The sequence below is a fragment of the Acidisphaera sp. S103 genome, assembly GCF_009765975.1.
Taxonomy (GTDB): domain Bacteria; phylum Pseudomonadota; class Alphaproteobacteria; order Acetobacterales; family Acetobacteraceae; genus Rhodopila.
In genome coordinates this window covers 17,892-37,035 of record NZ_LMUJ01000080.1, presented here as the reverse complement: position 1 = coordinate 37,035, position 19,144 = coordinate 17,892, and the positions used below count along the sequence as shown (strand labels likewise).

The window sequence follows — 19,144 nt, the reverse complement described above, 5'->3', positions numbered from 1 at the left end:
TGGGATTGCGACCATCCCAGGCACGGACTCGCACCGTGCTGACAAAGCGCCCTCACGGACGCACTCATGCCGATGCAGATCGGCATCCACGCCTTTGCGCGCTAACAAAGGCGTGGGTGGTGGGCCTTCGCCCACCATGACGGTTGTTAAGCCGTGCCAGAGGGCTGACGACAACAAAGGCTGGTATACGCCCCGCCCCTTCACGAATGGACCGGACTCAACGCCACCGCTTCCTCCATCGTATGGCGTGCCGCGATCACCAGATACACCGCCGGCAGGACGAACAAAGTGAACAGCGTGCCGATGGCCAAGCCGCTGGCGATTACCAATCCCATGTTGAAGCGTGATGCCGCGCCGGCACCGGAAGCGGTGATCAGCGGCACCACGCCCAGCACCATCGCCGCCGTTGTCATCAGGATCGGGCGCAGCCGCAGGCCGGCGGCGTAGATGATCGCGTCCAGCTTGGACCGGCCGGCCCGCTGCGCTTCGTTCGCCACCTCGACAATCAGGATGCCGTGTTTGCTGATCAGACCCATCAGCGTCACCAGGCCGACCTCGGTGTAGATATTGAGCGACGCGCCACCCAGGCCGAGGCTGATGAAGACCAGCGCCCCGGCGATCGACATCGGGATGGACACCAGGATCACCAGCGGGTCCCGGAAGCTTTCAAACAACGCCGACAGCGCCAGGAAGATGATGATCAGAGCCAAAGCAAAGGTGGCAACAAACCCGCTCGATTCCTGCACGAACTGACGCAACGGTCCAGCGTAGTCGATCACCACGTCGTTCGGCAGGGTCTGTGCCGCGATATCCTGCAACGTGTGCAAGGCCTCGGCCTGCGACACGCCGGGCGAGGGCACGCCCGAGATCGTCGCGGAATTCTGCTGCTGGAAGTGGGTGATGGTTTCCGGCACGGTTTCCTGACGTACGCTGGCGATGGCGGAGATCGGCACCGGCACGCCGTCGATCGTCGCGATCGGGTAACGCATCACCTGGTCGATCGTCAGCCTCGAGCGTTGCTGAACCTGCGAAATCACCTTGTACGACCGCGACCCGAGGCTGAAATAGTTGGTGTAGGCGCCGCCCAGCAGCCCGCCCAGTGCCGAACCGACCTGGGTCATGGACAGCCCAAGCTGCGCCGCCTTGTCGCGATCGATCTCGAGCACCTGCTGCGGCGCATCGACCTTCAGGTCGCTGTCGACGAACATGAACAACCCGCTGGCCGCGGCATCGGCGAGGAACTTCTGCGACTCGGGATACAATGTGGCGATCGGCTGGGTGGACTTGAGCACGAACTGGATCGGCAGCCCTTGCGCACCCGGCAAGGCGGGCGGCTGGAAGGCGACGATCCGTTGGCCGGTCACCGCGCTCATCTGGTTCTGCAGATCCTGTTGGATCGCGGTCGCGCCGCGATGGCGGTCTTCCCACGGTTTCAGGGTCACACCGGCGATGGTCTGGGTCGGGCTGATCACCTGGAAGCTTTGGTCGGCTTCCGGGATGTGCTCCATGATGCTTTGCACCTGGTTTCCGAACAGCTCTTTCTGCTGCAACGTCGCGTCAGGGGCAGAGGTCGGCAGCAGGATGACAAAACCCTGGTCCTCCTGCGGCGCCAGTTCGCTGCTGGCGCTGCCGTACAGGAAGTAGATGCTGCCGATCACCAGCGCGCCGAACAGCAACGTCACCGGCAGCGTGCGCAGGCTGCCGCGCAGGCGCCGTTCGTAGCCGCGCTGCAAGCGGCTGAACAGGCGGTCGATCAGGTTGGTCAATCGATCGGACAGGCCGCGCGCGTCGGCCCGAGCATGCGGTTTCAATAGAAAGCCGCACATCATCGGTGTCAGAGTTAGGGCGACGACGGCGGACATGGTGACGGCGCCCACGACGGTGAAGGCGAATTCCGTGAACAGCGCGCCGGTCAGGCCGCCCTGGAAGCCGATCGGCACGTAAACGGCGACCAACACGACCGTCATCGCGATAATCGGGTTCGCCAGGTCGCGCGCCGCCCGGATGGCGGCGTCCCTAGGTCGCATGCCCTCCTCGAGATGGCGGTTGACGCTTTCCACCACGATGATGGCGTCATCGACGACCAGGCCGATCGCCAGGACCAGTGCTAGCAGGCTCAGCAGGTTGATCGAAAATCCCAATGCCAGCATGACGGCGAACGTGCCGATCAGCGACAGCGGAATGGTTACGACGGGGATGACGACCGATCGGGGCGAACCCAGGAAGGCGAACACGACCAGCGTGACGATCACCACGGTTTCGGCGAGCGATCGTTCCACCTCGGTGATCGAGCTGTTCACGAACACGCTGGAGTCATAGATGATGTCACCGGTCAGTCCCGCGGGAAGCTGCTGCTGGATCGACGGCAGCACGGCTTTCACGCCATCGATGACCGCCAGCAGACTGGCCGACGGCGTCGTCTGGATGCCGATATAGACACCCTTCTTGCCGTTGTACTCGACGCTCGATTCGTAGTCGTCCGATCCCAGAGTCACGTTGGCTACGTCACCCAGCCGGATGATGCCGCCATTCACCTGCTTGATCACCAGGTTCCGGAATTCCTGCGCGGAATGCAGGTTGGTGGACGCCGTCAGGTTGAGCTGCACCATCTGGCCCTTGGTGGTGCCGATGCCGGCGATGACGTTGTTGCCGGCCAGCGCCGTCGTCACGTCGGTCGCACTCAGCCCGTACGCCGCCAGTTTGACCGGATCGAGCCACGCCCGCAGCGCGAAATTCTGGCCACCCAGCAGTTCCGCGGTCTGCACGCCGGGAATCGCCTGCAACCGGGGCTGCACGTTACGAATCAGGTAGTCGGTGATCTGGTTGGGCGAAAGCTCGTCACTGGCGAAGCCGATGAACATGGCATCGAGCGATTGGCCGATCGTCACCCCCAGGGTGGGCTGCTGCACGCCGGCCGGCAATTGGTTCATGACCGAGTTGATCTTGGAGGTGATCTCGGTGATGGCTTTGTCGGGGTCGAAGTTCAGGATCAGGTTGGCAGTGATGACGCTGGTGCCGGCGATGCTGTTCGACGACATGTAGTCGATGCCGTTGGCCTGGGCGATGGCGTTTTCCAGCGGCGTGGTGACGAAGCCGGCCACGGTCTCCGGATCGGCACCGTAATAGACCGTGGTGATGGTGATGACGGCGTTTTCGGTCTTTGGATATTCCAGGATGGGCAGCGCGTAGAAGGCCTTGAGGCCGAGGACGAGCAGCATCAGGGAGACGACGCAGGCGAGGACGGGCCGGCGGATGAAGATGTCGGTGAATTTCATGAGTGCCGTTCCTGGTGCGCAAAGGCTTGGCTGGCCGACCCACCCTCCCCGTCATGGCCGGGCGCGTCCCGGCCATCCACGCTTCGTCCGCCGGTGCGAAGATGGCCGGAACACGCCCGGCCATGACGGACAGGCCACGGGACACGCCCGGCCATGGCCGCAGGTTCGCTACGCATCTCCGTCACCGATCCACCGGCTCGGGTGCTGGGTTGTCGGTCGGCTGCACCGTGTTATCGACTTTCACCGCAGACCCGTTGTGCAGTTTCAACTGACCGGCCGTAACGACCACGTCGTTGGCCTTGATCCCCTTCAGGATGCTCACCTGATCGCCGCGATTCGCGCCCGTCGTAACGAACTGCTGGTTGACGACCTGCTTCCCGTTATCGTCGTGCAGCACATAAACCAGGGAGCCGTACGGATTGTATGCCACCGCCGCCGACGGGATGGTGACCAGCGACCGCGACGGGCCTGAATCGACTGAGACGCTGAGAAACATTCCCGGCAACAGCTTCCCATCCGGATTCGGGATGCTCGCCCGTATCGGCAGCATGCGGCTGCTGGAATCGACCTTGGGGTTCAGCGACGAAATCACCCCATCGAACGTCTGGTTCGGATAGGCGTCGGCTGAAATCGCCACCTTCTGCCCGACCGCGATCTGTCCCAGCGCCTGCTGCGGCAGATAGAAATCGACGAACATCGGATCGAGCTGTTGCAGCGTGACGATCGCCGTTCCGGCCGCGATATATTGGCCCAGATCGACCTGCCTGACGCCCAGGCGGCCGGCGAACGGTGCCTTGACGATCTTCTCCGCCATCACCGCCTGCTGCGCGGCGACCTGGGCGCGTGCGACCTTCAGGTTCGCCGCATCGCTGTCGACCGTCGCCTGCGCCACGCCGTGCGCCGCCAATTGCATTTGATCGCGCCGCAACGTCACGCCAGCGAGGTCCGCACTGGCCTGAAGCTGCGCCAGCTTGGCGTCGTCATCGTTCGGCCGCAGCCGCAGCAGTTCGGTTCCTGCAGCGACGTCCTGTCCGGACTTGAAATCGATCCGGTCGACGACCCCGCTAATTTCGGCCGCCATGTCGGCGCCGTTGGACGCACGCGCCGAACCCGTCGCCGTCTGCGTCGGCTGCCATTGCTGCATCGTGGCCTTGGCTGTGGCCACTGTCGGGACCGCCGATTTGATCGCGGTCACCACCTGCTTGATCATGCCGGCCTTGAAGTCCTGGAACCAGATCAGCCCAGCAGCCACCAGCCCGACCAGCAGCAGCATGACGATCATGCGCAGCCAGGTCCGGGGACGACGCTCCGTGGTGCGGGGCAGCGCGACGCTATCGTTCATTGAAAAACTCCGCAGCAATGCGCGACCTTCGGGTTCACGTCGGTCCGGTTCCACCAGCCGCCACCCAGCGCCTGGAACAGCGCCACCGTATCGGTAAACCGAGCCGCTCGAGCTGTGATCAGATTCAGACGAGAGGAATAATCCGTCTGTTCGGCAGTCAAAACGTTGAGGTAAGTGCCAGCCCCGGCGGTGTATTGCGATCGAGCAACGGCCAGGCTGGCGGCGGCCGTCTTCTGCGCGGCCAGTGCGGCCTGCAACGTTTCGGCATCGCGCTGGATCGCCACCAGCGCGTTGGCGACATTCTGGAACGCGGTGTTCACCGTGCTGCTGTATTGCGCCGCCGCCACCTCCAACGCCGCCTGCGCCGCCCGCTTGCGTGCCTTCAGCGTGCCACCCTCGAAAATCGGCTGTGTCAAACTGGCGGCGATGGACCAGACGATGCCCTCCGGCGTGAACAGATTAGACGGCGTGCTGCCCTCCCGCCCGTAGCTTCCGGTCAGGGAAATCTGCGGCAGCATGTTGGCCGTTGCCACGCCCACCGCCGCCGTCGCCGAATGCAGCAACTCGCCGTATGCCCTGATGTCCGGACGCTGCTCCACCAGTTTCGACGGCAACGATACCGGCAGGTCCGCCGGCAGTGTCAGGCTGTCGAGGTTCAGCGTCGGCATCGTGTACTGGTCCGGATGCCCACCGAGGTACACCGAAAGCTGGTTGCGGGTCTGCTGCAACTGCTTGCGCAGTCCAGGCAAGGTCGCGACCTGCGTATCCAACAGAGATTGTTGTTGCAGCACATCGACTTGGCTGACACCGCCAAGCTGGAACCGCTGCCGCGTCAGGTTCAGCGCATCAGTATCGGTCTTGATGATGTCCTGGGTGGTGTCGATCTGCGCCTGCAGCGAGGCCTCGGTGATCGCCGAATTGATGACATTGGCGGCGAGCGTTAGGTCGGTCGCCTCCAACTCGAAACGCTGGTATTCGGCCTGCGCGTTCAACTGCTCAACCTGCCGGCGGATGCCGCCGAACGCATCCAGCGTGTAGGAGACGTTCAGCGCGGGAGAATATGTCGTGAAGGTCGATGACGCGCCGCTGAAGCCGAACGCGGCGAGCGATTCACGCTGGCGTTCCACCTCGGCGCTCGCGCTCACCTGCGGAAGCTGCTGCCCCTGCTCTGCCCGCAAGGTTTCCCGAGCTTGCAGCAGCGTGGCCTGGGCGGCGGCGACGTCGGGATTGGCTTTCAAGGCCTGGGTGACCAGCGTGGTGATCTGGGGGGAATGGAACAGGTCCCACCACTCACCCGGGATGTCGCGCCCTGCTGTCAGTTGTTGCGCCGAACCGCCCGGCGTGGCGGCAGCAGCGGTCCGGTCCGGCAACGCGGCTTCGGTGAAGCGCGTGCTGGCTGGGGCGTCAGGGGCGTGAAAATTCGGCCCCACGGTGCAGCCGGACAAGATCGCGGCCAGCAAGGCGGCGCGCATGGCCGGCGTGGGGGTTGCGGCGGAGGGCATCAGTCTATCATATTCCTATACCAACGGGTCCGGTATATGCGATACTATACCCATGAGTCCAGTTTCTAAATCGAGAGGTGAAACATCTGTGGCAGATTTACCGGCCGTCCCTCGCTCCGGTCGGCCCAAAGACACCGCGAAACGTGAGGCCATTGTCACGGCTGCGCGAACCTTGTTCGCCAGGCAGCCCTATGACCTGGTGACGATGGAAGCAGTCGCAGCCCAAGCCGGCGTGTCGAAAATGACGGTGTACAGCCATTTCCACGACAAGGAGACGCTGTTCGAGAACATCGTCATTGAGACATCCAATCTGATGTTGAGTGCCCTGGCGGACCCGAAATGTGGTGATGGCCTGCGGGAGCAATTGGTCGCGGTGGGTACATCGTTCCTAGGCGTGATCCTGGGCACCGACATCTGCAAGATGGGGCACTCACTGCCGGGTGCGTTACGCGCTAACCCGGATTTGAAGGATCGGTTCTATGCCGCCGGCCCCGGCCGCGTGCGGGCGGCGATATCCGCGATGATCGCCAGGGCGCAGGCGCGCGGCGAGTTGGCCGTGGACGACCCGGACCTGGCCGCCGACGATCTGGTCAGTCTGTGGGAAGGCAACCTGGCCGCGAAAATCGCCTTCGGCCTGGCCGACCTCGCCACACCGGCGGAAATCAGCCGCCGAGCCGTGCGTGGCACAGAGGTGTTCCTGCGCGCCTACAAGAAATGACAACACCCCGCGCCGTTGTGGCTCGGGGTGTTGGACAATTACATACCGAGATGGCCGAAAGTCAGTTCGCCACGTCTCCAGCCGCCTTCCGGGTCGCCGAGACGGCTTCGCGCGCGGCACGCGCCATCAGGCCGCTGTCGTTGGCGATGGTGCAGAGCTGAAAACCCATCTGCATCATCCGCGCGGCATAGGCGGCGGTTCCGTTATGGATGCCGGCGAACTTGCCGTGCTTTTTGCACGACGCCAACAGCTTGCCATAGATGTCCAGGATGATCGGTTCCTCACGATCCAGGATCGGGATCAGGCCAAGCGAGAGGCCCATGTCGGACGGACCGATGTAGATGCCGTTGATGCCGGGGACACTGAGGATCTCATCGATGTTGTCGATCGCCTGCTGCGTCTCGATCATCGGGATGACCAGGATTTCGTCGTTGGCGGTCGATTGGTAGCTGCTGGCCTCGCCATACATCGCCGCTCGGATCGGGCCGTTGCTGCGCTTGCCCTTCGGCGGGTACAGGCAGGCTTCGGCCAGGGCCTTTGCCTCGGCCGCGGTGTTCACCATCGGGCAGATGACGCCCATGGCGCCGCCGTCCAGCACCTTGCCGATGATCCCAGGCTCATTCCACGGCACGCGCACCAGCGGGGTGATCGGGTGGGCCTGCATCGCCTGGAAGCATTGGACCATCGACTGATAGTCCTGCACACCGTGCTGCATGTCGACCGTGACGCTGTCCCAGCCGCACTGCGCCATCACTTCCGCGGAGAAGCCGGACGGGATGGCCAACCATCCGTTGACATTGGCCTTGCCGGCGTCGATGCGCCCCTTGAGTCTGGTGGGCATGAGATGCGTTTCTCCCGAAAGCGAAGTGAGGGCCGCAAGCTAGGCGTGGGTCGCCATAGCGTCAACGCGGGTTGTCCTGTCGTGCTCCGGGAATCCGGCGCGCCGGATGACTAAACGACTTCGGTAACATGCCCCTGATCGACTATGCGCAGCGAGCGGATCAGCGCCGGAACCTCATCGACGGGACGCGGGCGGCTGAACAGATAGCCCTGCACCAGGGCGCAGCCCTGACGACGGACCAGGGCCAGTTGATCCAGCGTTTCCACGCCCTCGGCGACAGTGGTCATCCCGAGGGCCCGCGCGATGCCCACGACGGCGCCGACGATGACAGCGGAACCGGCGTTGCTGTCGATATCCCGGACGAAGCAACGGTCGATCTTGATTTTGTCGAATGGAAAACTTCGAAGATAACCCAGTGACGAATAGCCGGTGCCGAAATCGTCCAGAGCAATGCGGATGCCCAGCGCGCGGAGTTGATGCAGCAAGCCCAGCGTGTCTTCGCTGGTCTGCAACAGGACCGATTCAGTGATCTCAAGTTCCAATCGGTTCGGATTCAATCTGGAAATGGCCAGCGCCTGCCTCACACTATCGAGGAGCCGACCGCCCTTGAACTGCACCGACGACAGGTTGACCGCGATGTCGATATCTCCCGGCCAGCTCGCGGCGTGCAGGCAAGCCGTGCGGAGCACCCAGTCCCCGATGGGGACGATCAGGCCGGTTTCCTCGGCAACCGGAATGAAATCGGCGGAACCGATGACCCCCCGGACAGGATGCTTCCACCGTATCAGCGCCTCGAATCCGGCGACCTTGCCAGATTGAATATCCAGAACCGGCTGATAGTGCAGATCGAACTCATCCGCGGCCAAGGCGTTGCGAAGATCCATTTCGACCTCACGCCGGGCCTGGACCTGCCGATCCATTTCCGGCTCGAAAAAACGGAAGGTCCCTCGCCGCTCTGCCTTGGCCAGATAAAGCGCGATATCGGCATTCATCAGCAGCGTGTCCGATGAGGTGCCGTCTCGCGGCGCGATCGCAATCCCGATGCTCGTGCCGGTCACGACACGATGTCCGTCGATATCATAAGGTTCGCGCAGGGCGAGGATGATGCGGTTGGCCAGCATCGCGGCATGGTCGGGTGACCCCAGATCAGCCTGGATGATCGCGAATTCATCGCCGCCAAGACGCGCCACCGTGTCGATGTTGCGGACAACGGCCGACAACCGGTCGGCGACGGCACGCAACAGGCTATCGCCCACCGGATGGCCCAGTGTGTCGTTGATCACCTTGAAGCGATCGAGATCGAGACACAACAGGGCGCAATGGGTTCCGCGCCGCGCCAGGGCGATCGCTTCTATCAGGCGTTCCTGAAACAACGTCCGGTTCGGCAATTCGGTCAAGGCATCGTGGCGCGCCATGAATGCCAGGGCGGTCTCGGCGTGCCGCCGTTCGGTGATGTCCTCGTGCGTCGAGACCCATCCACCGCCACCCATAGGCCGCGAATGCAGCAAAACCGCTCGGCCGTCCGATAATTCGTTGATCAGTTCAAAGGAATCCGTCGTCTCGACAAGGTTCTTTGCCCGGGCGACATAGTCGGCCGGTTTCATGGCCAGGAAGGTCCCACGCGCCATGCGATGCTTAATGACATCCGCGAACGGTGTTCCCGGCGGAACCTGATCCGGCGTCAGTTTATACATCTCGGCGAATCGGCGATTGCAGACCATCAGCCGTTGATCGGCGTCAAATAACGTAAGGCCTTGCGACATATTGTCGAGCACGGCATCGAATCGTACCCGACCGGTTTCCAATTCGGCGTTCTGCGCCGCCAGCCGGTTATATTGCAGGCCGAACGCCCGCAGCAGCAGGATGATGCAGGATATCGCCACCATCCCGCCGAGGACCAGCCACAGCACGTGCCACTGCCAGCCGAATAATATCACCTTTTCGGGTGTACTGACGTCGATGACAAGGGGGAACTCACGCAGCGGGCGAACCGAAATCACCCGTCGCGCGGGACTCAGAAAACCTATCGCCTGATACGTCCCGCCACCCTTCATTAAAACAGCGTACCAGGGAATTCCCGCCGGCATCTTTTCGCCGATCCCGGCGTCGGTATGCGGATGATGGACCAAAATCACGCCGTCGCGCCGCAGCATTGTGACGGAGACGTTTTCAGGCGTTACGGCCCGATAGAAATCCTCCAGAAAGGATAACGTGACCGCCGCCGTGACAACGCCCGCGAACTCGCCGTGCAGGCCATTCATGCGACGAGCCAGGTAAACAGTCCAGGCGTCGTTCGAACGATTCCTGACGGGAGCGGAAACCAGCAATGCATGGTCATCCCGCTGGCGGAAATGGAGAAAATAGTCGCGATCGGAAACATTAATCCGCGGCGTGGGATAGGCACGTGACAAATTCGCGACCCATCCATCCGCGTCGACCACCGCGAGTGCGTCAACCTGCGGCAGGCTCTTCAGACGTTCTACAAGCATGTCATGGATGGCTTTTGACCCCCAGTCCCCGGGAACATCCGGAGCCACCGTCCTGGCGATCATCAACTGTCCCTGAATTTCCCGCAGGGTCAGGTCGACGGGTTGCATGGTGCGGGACGTCTGTTCGGCCAGGACCTGAGCGAGATTGGTCGTCATCTGCCGGGCCTGGGCGATAGCAGTGATGCGCTGACCTATAATAAGCCAAGCGGTTATCCCGATTATGGCCGCAACGAGCATAACGCCAAGCAAGGTCAACCGGTGGGTGGTTCGCGATCGTCGAAACCCGTCCCCCCGCGGCCCCAAATTCGCTGCCCTCGCGTTACGCCGCCTTGGCAGACGCCAACGAAACGAGGGTTCGACGTCCGCTGGGGGGGTCATCTCATGCATCGGAGACCCACCCGCGAGACGTCGGATCCCGAGCCCTTACAATGGCTTCGCAGTTGGGTACCGGCCGGATTTGCTCATTGCTTGCCGTTGCCGCGAACGCCATGCTTCGGCGCAAGCCAGCTCCGGTACTCATGCGGCCATACCCAGGTCCACAGAATGAACATCCATGTCACGACCCCGCGGTCAGAACGTTCAATATGCACGAATTAGTAAAGAAAGCTTTAATTTCTAAGGGGACATTTTCCGCGGTGCTATTCAAGGGCCTGTCAATCACAAGATCGGCATGCGGCGTTCAAGCCGGCGCATCGCCCGGCAACGGCAGCGCACGTAAAACATCCAACCGCCGCGTGAGCTGATTCGCGAACTCGCCTCGGGCGCATCACACAATTGCGCAGGAAATCGGCCGAATTCCCCTACGCCCGGATGCAGAACAAGGCCAACCCGCCGCCCATGAGAACAAGCAGCTAATGACGAACCAGTCCCAGCACCCGTCCAAGCCGTGCGAATTGCGCCTTGATCACCGCCCACAGCACGCCACCGGCGGACAGCGGAACGGGCGCCGCCGGCGCCGACTCGGTCACTCGCGTTTCGTCTTGCGCGAACTCCTCCGCCGCCCGTTTGGCGAAATCGGCCATGATGACGTTGGCGACCGCAACCCCGCCGGTGCGGGCGAAGTCCGCCAGCACACCGCCGAGTTCCGCGTCGGACACGATATCCACCACCGTCGTGGGCACCGCCGCGGCCGGGTCGTTCCGTAACGAAAACCCAACCTTCACGCCAATACGAGCAGCCCGCATATCGGCCGAACCGCGGCCATGCAGCGACCCTGTCAGGGCATCAAAGTCGAACGCCGTCGTCACACGACCCTTGAAGTTGATCTTCTTCGGCCCGAACGCAACGATCATACCGCCCGGCCATGACCCATCCTCGGCCTGTGGTTCCAGCACCGCACCCGGCATACAACGGGCCATCCGAGGCACGTCTGCAAAGCGGCGAATGATGTCCCCGGGCCGGCCGGGGACGCTAAACGATCCTTCGAAATGCATTACGCGACCGGCCGCAGCAGCGGTGCCTTGCTTTCGGTCCCGAAATGCACTTTCGCATACGGGTCCGTCGGCGTGGTCGGCGACACCCGCGCATCGATCAGGTACAATCCACCCTTGCGCAGACCCTCGGCAACCGCGCCGCCGATCTCCGACGCCGCCGCCAGTTTCACACCGTCACCACCAAAGGCCTTCGCCAGTGCGACGAAATCCGGTGATTCCCACTGCGCCAGTTTCTCGTCGAATCCCTTCGCCACCAGCTTGTGCACCTCGGCGCCATAGCCGGCATCGTTCCAGACAATCAGCACCATCTGCATCTTGTGCCGGACGATGGTTTCCAGTTCCTGCAAATTGAACATCAGGCTGCCGTCACCTTCCACCGCGACATGCTGACGGCCGGGATTGCCCGCGCCGGTGCCGATCGCCACGCCGATCCCTTGCCCCACCGCGCCGAAGTTGTAGGAATACTGAATCTCCGCCCCCTCAGGCAGCGGCATGTACATCCCGATCCACGAGAAGAAGTGCCCGGCGCCGCAGGTCAGCAACAATCCCTTCGGCAGCCCGGCACCGAGATGTCCCGCCAGCGCCCGCGGATCGATCCCATCCTTCGGCGGGTCGAATCGATGCGCCGGCGCATCCAGGATCTTCTTTGTGGCATCGGTGCGCAGCCCGGTCTTGCGAACCTGCCGAGCAGCCAACGCTTCGTTGATCGCCGCGACCGACTTGCGGCCGTCACCCTGCACGTACAAACCCGGAATGACACCGATTTCCTCAGGCGCCGCCTTGATGTCGATACGCGCGACCTCGGCCGACGGAAACAGCAGCCCGCCTTCCGTGGTGTAGTAGCCAAGCTCCGCGCCGACCCCCAGGACGAAATCGGCCTCCGCCAACAGATGCTCCGACGGCGCCGAGGCAAACGCCCCCGCGATTCCGATGTCCCACGGATGCCCGGCGAAATACCCTTTCCCTTGCAACGATGTCGCCAGCAGCGCCCCGACCCGGTCGGCCAGTTCGATGATCGCGTCCTTCGCGCCGGACGCCCGAGCGCCCCGTCCCGCGATGATGACTGGCCGTTCCGCGGCGATCAGTTTCTCGATCACCGGTGCCAACGCGTCGGGGCTGGGTGTTTCCATGCGGGGCGGCAGGAAATCCGTGGACGGACGATATTCGTAGTCCCAGTCGATCTCGTCCTCCTGCAAATCCATCGGCAGGTTCAGTACGACCGGCACACGGTGAACCCTGGCCGCGTAGAATGCCTCGGCGATTTCCTCCGCCATATTGTCGAGGGTCGTTACGGTATGAAATCTCGCATAACTGGCCTCGACGAAACGGCGCTGGTCCATCGACTGGGTCTTGTTCTTGGCACCCTGCATGATTTCACCGGCGATCAGCACCACCGGCGTCCGCCCGCGATACGCCGCGATCAGCGACGTGCCGCATTGGGTCAGGCCGGGACCGCAGGTGACCATCGCCACGCCCACTTTGCCGGTGGTGCGGGCATAGCCATCAGCCATGGACACCGCCATCGACTCATGCCGGGCGTTGTACGCCTTGATGGATTTGTCGCGGCACAGTGCGCCCCACAGCCACATGTTGCCGTCACCCATCAGGCCAAAAAAGTCTGTCATGCCCTCGGCCTTGAGAGATTGAGCAATCGCTTCGTATGCTTTCATGGTGGTTCTTCCCGGTCGTTCCAGCGTTTCGGGATGCATCATGCCGCGATGCCTGGATACGCACAAATCGGCGCGTCCATTGACCCACCCGGATGCCCGGCATAGGTTGCCCGCAACCAAAAATGGGTGGGAAAAACAATGTCCGACAGCCGAGCGGAACAGCCCGGGCGCAAACGCTACATCGTCTATGGCCTTTTGTTCACCATGACGTTGATCAACTATTTCGACCGCACGGTACTATCCGTCGCCATGCCGATATTGATCGCGCAGTTCACACTCACCCCGATCGCCGTCGGTTACCTGCTGTCCGCCTTCATCTGGTCCTACGCGCCCTGTCAGTTACCCGCCGGTATGGTTCTCGACCAGTGGGGCACCCGCAAAACGGCCGCTCGCTGCATCGCCTTCTGGTCCGCCGCCACGGCGTTGACCGCCGCCGCGACCAGCTTTCCGTTTGTATTCATTTCGCGCCTGCTGCTGGGCATCGGCGAATCGCCGACCTTCCCGATGGCCGCGCGCGCCATCCGCGAATGGGCGCCGGTGAAGGAACGCGCCTTGGCATTCTCGATTTCCGGCTCCGGCCCGGCCTTCGGCACGGCCATCTCCGCCATCACCATCGCCTGGCTGGTCAGCACCATCGGCTGGCGCCTCTCCTTCGTTTTCTCCGGAGCGCTCGGTTTTCTCTGGGTCATCGTCTGGCTGGCGGTGTACCGCGACCCCGAGGACGCACCCTTCCTGCAACCCGCCGAACGCCGCATGATCCTGGCGGAACGTTCCCCCGGCGGCACCAGCGACACCGGCGGAATGAAACTGAAGGAACTTCTCAGTTACCAGACCATGTGGGGCCTGTTCCTGGTGCAAGGCTGCGTGAACTACACGCAGTATCTGTTCCTGACCTGGCTGCCGACCTACCTGGTGCAAAGCCGAGGCCTCAACATCATGCATTCCGGCCTGGAAACGGGCATCTGCTATTTCGGCGCCATGGTGCTGACGATCGGCATGGGGCGGCTATGCGATCACCTGCTGACTCCCGAGGCAGTCAAAGCCGGAAAGCGGCGTTACGCCGTGGTGATATTGGCCTTCGGTGCCTCGGTCATGGTGCTGGCACCATACACGCCATCCGAGGCCATGCTGCTGGTGGAACTCACCTTCTCCCTCGCCTGCGTGCAGAGCGTGTTCGTCAACACCTACTCACTGACCAACGACCTGCTGCACGCCGGCAAAAGCATCGGCACGGCGATCGGCTGGATCCAGTTGGGCGGCAACATCTTCGGCCTCGCCGCCCCCATCGCCACCGGCTACATCGTTTTCGCAACCGGTAGTTTCACCAGCGCCTTCCTGCTGGCCGGCGCGCTGCTGATCATCGGTGCCGTCATCACGCTGACGATGACCCGCCGCCCGGTCGGCGCGCCGCAACCGGCACCGGCCTATGCGAGCTGAAGGAGGGACGCGATCATGAAAGTCGGCCTGTTCATACCGTTGGAATGGGAAGCCGCCCACGATGATGGCCTTCACATCCCCAATATGCTGGAACAGGTGCAGACCGCCAGGGACGCAGGCTTTTCCTCGCTCTGGCTGCCGCAGCATTTCGTCAGCGGTCCGAATATGCGGCAGCTTTCGACATCCCCCATCCTCGGCCTGCTTGCCGGCATCGCCCCCGGCCTGACGCTCGGCACCGGCGTGCTGCTGCTGCCCATGCTCAACCCCGTCCTGCTGGCCGAGGAAGCCGCGACGATCGACCATCTGACCGGCGGAAATTTCACCCTCGGCGTCGGCCTGGGCTACCGCGAGCCCGAATTCCAGGCCTTCGGCGTCGAGCGCAAATCCCGCGTGCCCCGCTTCCGCGAATATATCGAGGTGATGCGCCGCCTGTGGACGGAAGAAAGCGTCACCTTTCACGGCAAATACCTGCATTTCGACAATATCAGCCTCAGCCTGCGCCCGAAAAACCCCGCCGGGATCCCCATCTGGGTCGGCAGCGCCGTCGATGATGGCGTCAAACGCGCCGCCGAGATCGGCGATTCCTGGATCTGCGCCGGCGCCATGGGCCGAGACGACCTTCGACGCTGGTACACCATGTTCCACGAAGCCCGCATCGCCCACGGCAAACCCCTGAACTACCCGCGCCAGATCGCCCGCGAATGCTTTTGCGGCCCCGATATGAAAACCGCCATCGCGTTGGCCGCTGGTCCGCTGTCGGCGAAATATGCCCGCTACGCCGGCAACGGCTGGGGCACATTCGATCCATCCGCCGGTCCGGCCGGCTTCACCGAATTCGCCCGCGATCGTTTCGTCGTCGGTGACGAGGCATTTGTGCGCGACGAACTGCAACGCTATCGCGATGAACTCGGCGCCACCGAATTCCGTTTCCGCATGGCCTGGCCCGGCGTATCGCAGCAGGACGTCCTCGCCAGCATTCGCCGGGTTGGCCGTCTCGCCGCCGATCTTTGAGGAGGAAGCAATGGACCTCACCCTGTCCGAACCGTATCGGATCCTGCAAGCGGAAATCCGAGACTTCATCCGCCAGCATGGCGACAAGTCGCCCAAGGTCGGCGGAGGCCGCAAACGCCCCGACCAGAAAACCCTGGACTGGCAGAAGCGCCTGGTCGAGAACGGTTACGCTGGCCGCACGATCCCCAAGGAATACGGCGGCTTCGGCGCCACCCCCGATGTAATGGCCGCCGCCGTCATCGCTGGTGAATTCGCCCGAGCCAATGTGTATGCGGGATTGACCAACCAAGGCATCTCCATGCTGGTGCCCACGTTGCTGGAACTCGGAACGGACGAGCAAAAGCGCCAATACGTCGGCCCCACCATCCGCGGCGACATCATCTGGTGCCAGGGCTACTCCGAACCCAACAACGGCAGCGACCTCGCCAATGCCCAGACCAAGGCAGAATTGAAAGACGGGCACTGGATCGTCAACGGCCAGAAGATCTGGACCAGCTCCGCTCATTACGCCGACATGATGTTCCTGCTGTGCCGCACCGAACCGGACAAGTCGAAGCACGACGGCCTATCCTATCTGCTGCTGTCGATGAAGTCCCCCGGCCTGGACCCGCGTCCGCTGAAAACCATGACTGGCCGTAACGAATTCAACGAAGTCTTCTTCACCGACGTCAAAGTCCCCGAATCGCAGATCGTCCTCGGCCGAGGCAAAGGCTGGTACGTCGCCAACGTCACGCTCAAGCACGAACGCCTGATGATCGGCGACGCCGGTAAAATGACCGCCAGGTTCGAACAACTGATCTCCCTGTTGCAGACATCGGAAATCGACGGCACCAAGCTGATCGCGATGCCCGAATACCGCGACCGCCTACTGCGCCTGCAAGGTGAGGTGATGGCCTGGAAAGCCCACAACCTGCGCCTGCTCACCGAGGCTGCCCAAGGCGTCGATTCCGGCGTCAAGCGCATGATCATCAAATACGGCGGCACCATGTTGGGCTTCCGCCTGTCCTCCCTCGCCGTCGACGCCCTCGGCGCGGCCGGCCTGCCCTACGAATCCCTCGGCGAGGATGCCGAGGACGATGACGCAACGACCTGGAACATCGACTACATGTACGATGTCGGCCTGATGATCGGCGGCGGGTCCACCAATATCCAAAAGAACATCATCGGCGAACGCGGCCTGGATCTGCCGCGCGAGCCGAAAGCGGCCGGAAGGGCGTAACACAATGGACTTCGGCCTGACCCTCGAACAACGCCAGTTCGACGATTCGTTACGAGCCTTCCTCGCCGACAACCTGCCGATGGACCGGCTGCGCGTCCTCGCCGAATCCGGCACCGGCTACGACGAAACCCTGTGGAACAACCTGACCGAACTTGGCCTGCACGGCCTTCTGGTCCCGGAACGGTTCGGCGGCGCCGGCCTGGGCATCCTCGACGCCGCGCTGGCCGCCGAGGCACTCGGCAACGCGGCCGCCCCCGTGCCTTATCTGGGCAGTGTCGTCATGGCGACGCTGGCCTTCATCAACAGCGCCAGCGAGGCCCAGCAAGACGAATACCTGCCGATGATCGCCGCCGGGGAATGCCGCTTCGCCGTCGCCTTCCCCAGCCTCGCCGGCCAGACGGGCACGTCGTCCGTTCAATACGCCGACGGCCGCCTGTCAGGCCGCGTCGCCGGCGTCGCCGATGCCGGCGCAGCCACGCATTTCCTGATCTACCTGCCTGACGGCCACGCTGCCGTCGTCGATGCGGCAAACGCCTCCACCCAGTTCCACCGCAGCATCGACCGCACCCGCCCGATCGTCGACGTCACGTTGAACAACGCCCCCGCCGTCCGCCTGGATGCCGCCAACGCCCCCCTCGCCGCCGCGCATCGGGTGCTTGATGCCGGCCGCGTCATCGTCGCCGCCGACACGCTGGGTTCGGCGCAGCACATGCTCGACGCCGCCGTCGCCTTCGCCAAGGAACGCGTGCAGTTCGGCCGCATCATCGGGAGCTTCCAGGGCCTGAAATACACTTTGGCCGAGTGCGTCACCGCCCTGGAACCCTGCCGAGGCATGATGTGGTACGCCGCCTATGCCCAGGACGCTTTGCCGGACGAAGCCAGGCTGACCGCCTGCCACGCCAAGGCCCATCTGAGCGACGTGGCCCGCGACGTCGCCCGCCTGACGACCGAGGTCCACGGCGGCATGGGCTTCACCGACCTGCTGGGCCTGCACTTCTGGTTCAAGCGCATCAGCTTCAACCGCCAGATCCTCGGCGGCCCCGAACGCTGCCGCGAAGAGGCCGCCGACCTGCAGGGCTGGAAATCGCGCGCCTGAGTTAAGCTGTATCGTCGTCCGTGGGGCCGGTCTATACGACCGTCCAGTCACGAACACGGACGCAGCATGACCCACGGCAGCAACAAGATCCCCGCCACCCTGATCCCCGGCGACGGTATCGGGCCGGAGATCGTGGACGCTGTCGTCCAGGTCCTCGACGCCCTGGGTGCCCCGTTCGCGTGGGATCATCAGCAAGGCGGCATGGCTGGCATCGCCTCGGGCGGCGACCCGCTGCCTGGCGCCACGCTGGACAGTATCCGCAGCAACAAGCTGGCCCTGAAAGGCCCGCTGACCACCCCGATCGGCGGCGGCTTCCGCTCCGTCAACGTCCGCCTGCGGGAGGAATTTCAGCTCTACGCCAACCTCCGCCCCGCCCGCACGCTGGTTCCCGGCGGCCGCTTCGACAACATCGACCTGATCCTGGTGCGTGAGAACCTGGAAGGCCTCTACGTCGCATTCGAGCACTACATCCCCGTCGGCGACGACCCGCACGCCGTCGCGGTGTCCTCCGGCGTGAACACCCGCGAAGGATCCCGCCGTATCGTCCGCTACGCCTTCGAGCATGCCCTGAAGCAAGGCCGCAAAAAGGTCACGCTGGTGCACAAGGCCAACGTGCTGAAGGCACTGACCGGCGTGTTCCTGGAAGCCGGCCGGCACGTCGCCAAGGACTACGAAGGCCGCATCGCGTTCGACGACCGCATTGTCGACGCCTGCGCCATGCAGCTTGTGCTCAACCCCTGGCAGTTCGATGTGATCGTCACGACGAACCTATTCGGCGACATCCTGTCCGACCTGATCGCCGGTCTGGTGGGAGGCCTCGGTGCCGCGCCCGGCGCCAATATCGGCGACAAAGCCGCGATCTTCGAAGCCGTTCACGGCTCCGCCCCCGACATCGCGGGCAAGGGCATCGCCAACCCCACCGCGCTGCTGCTCGCCGCCGGCCTGATGCTGGACCATGTTGGCCTGACCGACCAGGCGACGCACTTGCGCAAGGCGATCGACCAGGTGCTGAACCAGGACAACATCCGTACCGGCGATCTGGGCGGCAAGACCTCAACCAGCGACTACGCCAAGGCACTCGTGCAGCGGGTCGGTTCGGGTCTCTGATCCG

13 protein-coding genes are annotated in these 19,144 nt (G+C 63.4%); 6 read left to right on the top strand and 7 right to left on the bottom strand.

Annotated features, from left to right (window positions below):
* Window positions 1-200 precede the first annotated feature (200 nt).
* From GSQ89_RS27420 to GSQ89_RS27410, 3 genes are all read right to left on the bottom strand, one after another.
* Window positions 201-3,275 carry an efflux RND transporter permease subunit gene (locus tag GSQ89_RS27420; RefSeq protein ID WP_158931275.1) on the bottom strand — a complete coding sequence of 1,025 codons (3,075 nt, stop codon included), beginning with the start codon at window positions 3,273-3,275 and terminating at the stop codon, window positions 201-203.
* Between the two features lie 181 nt (window positions 3,276-3,456).
* Window positions 3,457-4,617, bottom strand: a complete 1,161-nt coding sequence (locus tag GSQ89_RS27415; protein ID WP_158931268.1) for an efflux RND transporter periplasmic adaptor subunit — start codon at window positions 4,615-4,617, stop codon at window positions 3,457-3,459.
* Window positions 4,614-6,119, bottom strand: coding sequence for an efflux transporter outer membrane subunit (locus tag GSQ89_RS27410; protein ID WP_254073398.1), 1,506 nt, complete (start codon window positions 6,117-6,119; stop codon window positions 4,614-4,616). The genes GSQ89_RS27415 and GSQ89_RS27410 overlap by 4 nt, the downstream gene beginning before the upstream one ends.
* Between GSQ89_RS27410 and GSQ89_RS27405 the strand changes: the two genes are divergently transcribed.
* A complete protein-coding gene (locus tag GSQ89_RS27405; protein ID WP_371734297.1) occupies window positions 6,088-6,837 on the top strand; it encodes a TetR/AcrR family transcriptional regulator in 750 nt (249 codons plus the stop codon). The two genes, GSQ89_RS27410 and GSQ89_RS27405, sit on opposite strands and share 32 nt — an antisense overlap.
* A gap of 61 nt (window positions 6,838-6,898) precedes the next feature.
* Here the strand turns inward: GSQ89_RS27405 and GSQ89_RS27400 are convergent, their stop codons facing one another.
* The 4 genes from GSQ89_RS27400 to GSQ89_RS27385 form a co-directional block, all read right to left on the bottom strand.
* Window positions 6,899-7,678 carry an HpcH/HpaI aldolase/citrate lyase family protein gene (locus GSQ89_RS27400; RefSeq protein WP_158931264.1) on the bottom strand — a complete coding sequence of 260 codons (780 nt, stop codon included), beginning with the start codon at window positions 7,676-7,678 and terminating at the stop codon, window positions 6,899-6,901.
* A 110-nt stretch (window positions 7,679-7,788) separates the two neighbouring features.
* Window positions 7,789-10,323, bottom strand: a complete 2,535-nt coding sequence (locus GSQ89_RS27395; protein WP_158931262.1) for an EAL domain-containing protein — start codon at window positions 10,321-10,323, stop codon at window positions 7,789-7,791.
* Between the two features lie 695 nt (window positions 10,324-11,018).
* Window positions 11,019-11,513, bottom strand: a complete 495-nt coding sequence (locus GSQ89_RS27390) for a hypothetical protein (protein WP_371734296.1) — start codon at window positions 11,511-11,513, stop codon at window positions 11,019-11,021.
* Window positions 11,514-11,599: 86 nt separating this feature from the next.
* Window positions 11,600-13,270, bottom strand: coding sequence for a thiamine pyrophosphate-binding protein (locus tag GSQ89_RS27385; protein ID WP_158931258.1), 1,671 nt, complete (start codon window positions 13,268-13,270; stop codon window positions 11,600-11,602).
* A gap of 138 nt (window positions 13,271-13,408) precedes the next feature.
* On the opposite strand from GSQ89_RS27385, the gene GSQ89_RS27380 reads away from it, so the two are divergent.
* The 5 genes from GSQ89_RS27380 to GSQ89_RS27360 all read left to right on the top strand — a co-directional run bounded on the left by GSQ89_RS27380 (window position 13,409) and on the right by GSQ89_RS27360 (window position 19,140).
* Entirely contained in the window at window positions 13,409-14,707 is a 1,299-nt protein-coding gene (locus GSQ89_RS27380) for an MFS transporter (protein WP_158931256.1), read from the top strand.
* Window positions 14,708-14,722: 15 nt separating this feature from the next.
* Entirely contained in the window at window positions 14,723-15,718 is a 996-nt protein-coding gene (locus tag GSQ89_RS27375; protein ID WP_158931254.1) for an LLM class flavin-dependent oxidoreductase, read from the top strand.
* A 10-nt stretch (window positions 15,719-15,728) separates the two neighbouring features.
* Complete coding sequence (locus tag GSQ89_RS27370; RefSeq protein WP_158931252.1) at window positions 15,729-16,937, top strand: acyl-CoA dehydrogenase family protein; 1,209 nt, start codon at window positions 15,729-15,731, stop codon at window positions 16,935-16,937.
* A gap of 4 nt (window positions 16,938-16,941) precedes the next feature.
* Window positions 16,942-18,033 carry an acyl-CoA dehydrogenase family protein gene (locus tag GSQ89_RS27365; protein WP_158931250.1) on the top strand — a complete coding sequence of 364 codons (1,092 nt, stop codon included), beginning with the start codon at window positions 16,942-16,944 and terminating at the stop codon, window positions 18,031-18,033.
* 66 nt (window positions 18,034-18,099) lie between these two features.
* Entirely contained in the window at window positions 18,100-19,140 is a 1,041-nt protein-coding gene (locus GSQ89_RS27360) for an isocitrate/isopropylmalate dehydrogenase family protein (protein WP_158931248.1), read from the top strand.
* The last annotated feature ends 4 nt before the right edge of the window (window positions 19,141-19,144 follow it).

What these genes read in the sequence shown, in the direction of transcription:
- GSQ89_RS27370 (WP_158931252.1), top strand. Translation starts at nt 15,729, where the DNA reads ATGGACCTCACCCTGTCCGAACCGTATCGGATCCTGCAAGCGGAAATC.
- GSQ89_RS27360 (WP_158931248.1), top strand. Translation starts at nt 18,100, where the DNA reads ATGACCCACGGCAGCAACAAGATCCCCGCCACCCTGATCCCCGGCGAC.
- GSQ89_RS27420 (WP_158931275.1), bottom strand. Translation starts at nt 3,275, where the DNA reads ATGAAATTCACCGACATCTTCATCCGCCGGCCCGTCCTCGCCTGCGTC.
- GSQ89_RS27395 (WP_158931262.1), bottom strand. Translation starts at nt 10,323, where the DNA reads ATGACGACCAATCTCGCTCAGGTCCTGGCCGAACAGACGTCCCGCACC.
- GSQ89_RS27390 (WP_371734296.1), bottom strand. Translation starts at nt 11,513, where the DNA reads ATGCCGGGTGCGGTGCTGGAACCACAGGCCGAGGATGGGTCATGGCCG.
- GSQ89_RS27365 (WP_158931250.1), top strand. Translation starts at nt 16,942, where the DNA reads ATGGACTTCGGCCTGACCCTCGAACAACGCCAGTTCGACGATTCGTTA.
- GSQ89_RS27400 (WP_158931264.1), bottom strand. Translation starts at nt 7,678, where the DNA reads ATGCCCACCAGACTCAAGGGGCGCATCGACGCCGGCAAGGCCAATGTC.
- GSQ89_RS27385 (WP_158931258.1), bottom strand. Translation starts at nt 13,270, where the DNA reads ATGAAAGCATACGAAGCGATTGCTCAATCTCTCAAGGCCGAGGGCATG.
- GSQ89_RS27380 (WP_158931256.1), top strand. Translation starts at nt 13,409, where the DNA reads ATGTCCGACAGCCGAGCGGAACAGCCCGGGCGCAAACGCTACATCGTC.
- GSQ89_RS27415 (WP_158931268.1), bottom strand. Translation starts at nt 4,617, where the DNA reads ATGAACGATAGCGTCGCGCTGCCCCGCACCACGGAGCGTCGTCCCCGG.
- GSQ89_RS27405 (WP_371734297.1), top strand. Translation starts at nt 6,088, where the DNA reads ATGGCCGGCGTGGGGGTTGCGGCGGAGGGCATCAGTCTATCATATTCC.
- GSQ89_RS27375 (WP_158931254.1), top strand. Translation starts at nt 14,723, where the DNA reads ATGAAAGTCGGCCTGTTCATACCGTTGGAATGGGAAGCCGCCCACGAT.
- GSQ89_RS27410 (WP_254073398.1), bottom strand. Translation starts at nt 6,119, where the DNA reads ATGCCCTCCGCCGCAACCCCCACGCCGGCCATGCGCGCCGCCTTGCTG.